Source organism: Stenotrophomonas sp. 3diitr2024, assembly GCF_042136455.1.
GTDB lineage: Bacteria > Pseudomonadota > Gammaproteobacteria > Xanthomonadales > Xanthomonadaceae > Stenotrophomonas > Stenotrophomonas sepilia.
In genome coordinates this window covers 1-3,044 of sequence record NZ_JBHHMJ010000777.1, presented here as the reverse complement: position 1 = coordinate 3,044, position 3,044 = coordinate 1, and the positions used below count along the sequence as shown (strand labels likewise).

The 3,044-nt window shown below is 66.5% G+C and carries 2 protein-coding genes; both read right to left on the bottom strand.

Features of this window, described 5'->3' with window-relative positions:
• The coding region (locus ABGA94_RS20525; RefSeq protein ID WP_375367996.1) for a septal ring lytic transglycosylase RlpA family protein at window positions 1-998 on the bottom strand (998 nt) is incomplete at its 3' end.
• Window positions 995-2,140, bottom strand: a complete 1,146-nt coding sequence (gene mltB / locus ABGA94_RS20520; protein WP_005419390.1) for a lytic murein transglycosylase B — start codon at window positions 2,138-2,140, stop codon at window positions 995-997. The genes mltB and ABGA94_RS20525, both read right to left, overlap by 4 nt.
• Between the last annotated feature and the right edge of the window lie 904 nt (window positions 2,141-3,044).

Below are 3,044 nucleotides of genomic sequence, written 5' to 3'. Positions count from 1 at the left end.
GGCGTACGCGCCGGCGCCGGCGTGACCGCGCGCGGCGCGGCGCTGGCGACGGCAACCGGTGCCACAGGGGCGCTGCGCGCCGGCGGTGCGCTCGGCGGCAGGCTGCTGACCGCCACGTCCGGCACGGCGCTGGCCACGCCCTGGGTGGTGGCCGGCTGGCCACGCGCAGGCATGGCGTCGGCCGGCAGGCGCTTGACCAGGCGATCAATGTCGCTGTCGGCGGTGGCACGCGCAGCCGTTACCGGGCGCGTACTGGCCGCCGCGACAGCCGTTTCGGCGGCACGGCGCTCGCGGCGCGACGGCTTTTGGGCCAGCAGGTTGCTCTCGCCCGGTTGCAGCGCACGCACTTCCACGTTGCCGGTACCGCGCTGGGTGATGCCCAGCCGCACCGCGGCGGCATAACTGAGGTCGACCACGCGGCCATCATGGAACGGGCCACGGTCGTTGACGCGCACGATCACCGACTCGCCGTTGTCCAGGTTGGTGACGCGGGCGAAGCTGGGCAGCGGCAGCGTCTTGTGCGCGGCGGTGAACTGGTACATGTCGTAGACCTCGCGGTTGGAGGTAAGGCGGCCGTGGAACTTGGCGCCGTAGTACGAGGCCGTACCGCGCTCGACATAGTTGCGGGTGTCGTCGAGCACCTTGTACGACTTGCCCAGCACCACGTACGGCGACTTGTTGCCGATGGCCGAACGCTCTTCGGCGGTCACTTCCGGCTCGGGAATGCAGGCGACGTTGGGAATGTAGTCCGGGGTGCTGTCACGCACGCCTGGCTTGTACAGCCCCCCGGCGGTGTAGTTGCCGCGCGTGTTCGGGTCTTCCTTGGCCGCAGCATAGGGCGAGCCCTCCGGGCAATGCGCCGGGCGCGAGCCGCGACCCTGCACCACCGTGCCGCTGGGCTTGCCACCGTGGCCGGTCGTGGCCGGCTTCTTCGGCGCACTGCTGCAGGCAGCCAGCGCGAGGACGATCAAGCTCGGGACCAGCCATCTGATGTTCATGCCGGGGGCAGCTCCTGTCCGGCGATGGCCTGCGACAACTGGAACACGGCCATCGCGTACATCTTCGAGAGGTTGTAGCGGGTGATCGCGTAGTAATTCTGGAAGCCCAGCCAGTACTGCTTGCCGGTGCTGCCCTCAAGCGTGATCGGCGTTGCGGTGGCGCCCGGCTGCACCGCAGCGCTGGGCTGGTAGCCGCGCTGCGCCAGGTCGGCCAGCGACCAGGTCGGCATCCATTCGGTCGGGTTGAACTCCTCGCGACCCGGCGCCAGCGTGGCCGGTACGGCCACCTGGCCACCACGGACCCAACCGCCCTTCTTCACGAAATAATTGGCGATGGACGAGAACACATCGTCGTAGCTGGTGAACAGGTCGCGACGGCCATCGCCATTACCGTCCACGGCGTAATCGAGATAGCTGGACGGCATGAACTGGCCCATGCCCATCGCACCGGCATAGCTGCCCTTGAGCGTGGTGATGTCCAGCTTTTCCTCACGGCCCAGCTCGAACAGCTTGGCCAGCTCATCGCGGAAGAACAGCTCGCGGCGCACTTCGCGTTCCAGCTTGGCCGGGTCGCCACTGCGCGGGTAGTAGAACGCCAGCGTGTACAGCGCATCGAGCACGCGGTGGTTGCCGGCATTTTTCCCGTAACTGGTCTCCACGCCGATGATCGCCACGATCACTTCGGCCGGCACGCCGGTGCGCTGCTGCACGCGATCCAGTTCGGCACGATGCTGGGCCAGGAACGCGCGGCCGCCATCGATGCGTGCCTTGCTGATGAACATCGGCCGGTATTCGTTCCACGGTTTGACCCGTTCGGCCGGGCGCGACATGGCGGCGATGATCGGCTGGCGCACCTGCGCCTGATCGAGCACGCTGCTGATCTGCTCCGGCTTCAGCCCATAGCGCTTGGCCGTATCGGCAACAAAGCGGGCCCGTGCGACCTCGAACGGCACCGGAGTGAGATCGACCGGCGGCGCTGTAGCAGCGGCCGCTTCGGGCGCGGCTTCGGCCGGGCCGTGGGCCTTGGTGGCGGGCTGGCGCGGCGTACTGCTGGCCTGGGGCGAAGACGGTGGGGACTTCGGCTGGGTCGCGCAGGCGACCAGGCCGAGGGTGAGCATGCAGGCCAGAGTGCGTCGAATCATCGTCGCAGGTTAGCAGGTCATGGATGAATTAAAACCCCTAACACCATGAATCACAACGATTTGCCCGCGTTCAGCGGGAAATGTGAAGACGTCGTGATCGAGCTTCCCCATTCAGATAGAGGTGGCCGGTTGCGTCCCCATCCCCGCAGACGTAACCGGCGACCGGATCCGGTCGGTACCTGCGCGGCTGCCGCTCCCCAGTGGCAGTTCCCCGCGCTCCCTGTACCCGTTGGATCAGTACTGCTCCCGCCCGACGCCCCCTCGCGCTGCATCGATTGACGGCGCGCCGTGCCGAACGGGCCGCCATTGTGCAGGCCGATTACGACAAGTCCATTGATCAAGATCAACGCGGTGTAAAAATGTGAACCAGATAACGTTTTTCGCGGACTTTGGTCGGAGAGCGTGTTGCGTCGCATTGTTGTGAGAACGCTTCCACAACGGGCATTGCGCAGCGCCAGGAAGTCTCCGGCCAACGGCGCAGCCCCTCGTGGGTCGCCGCGAAAAGCAGTTCACGGGTGAGGCCAGGTAGATGGGCTGCGCAGGGGCCGCTGCAAGTACGTCCATGTAAGCTCGGTCGCCGCATCCATGCGGCTCACGCCCCTGCGCAGCCCATCTACCCGGCCACGGATAGGTTCCGTGCGCGTCTACCCACGGAGAAGAAAGAGAAGATCAAAAGCGGGTCGCGGCGCTGCGCTTGCTCATAAGCCGAGCACGGCTCGGCTCTACACAAGGCAATGAAGCGACCCGCCAGGCTGCATTTGCTTTTGATCTTCTCTTTCTTCTCCGTGGGTAGACGCGCCCGAAAACTATCAGGGGGCGGGCGCGGTGGGTTCGCGGGACCGTTGGCGCCATGGATGGCGCCATCGAGCCCCCAGGGACGGGTTTACGGCGTGTCCCGCGAACC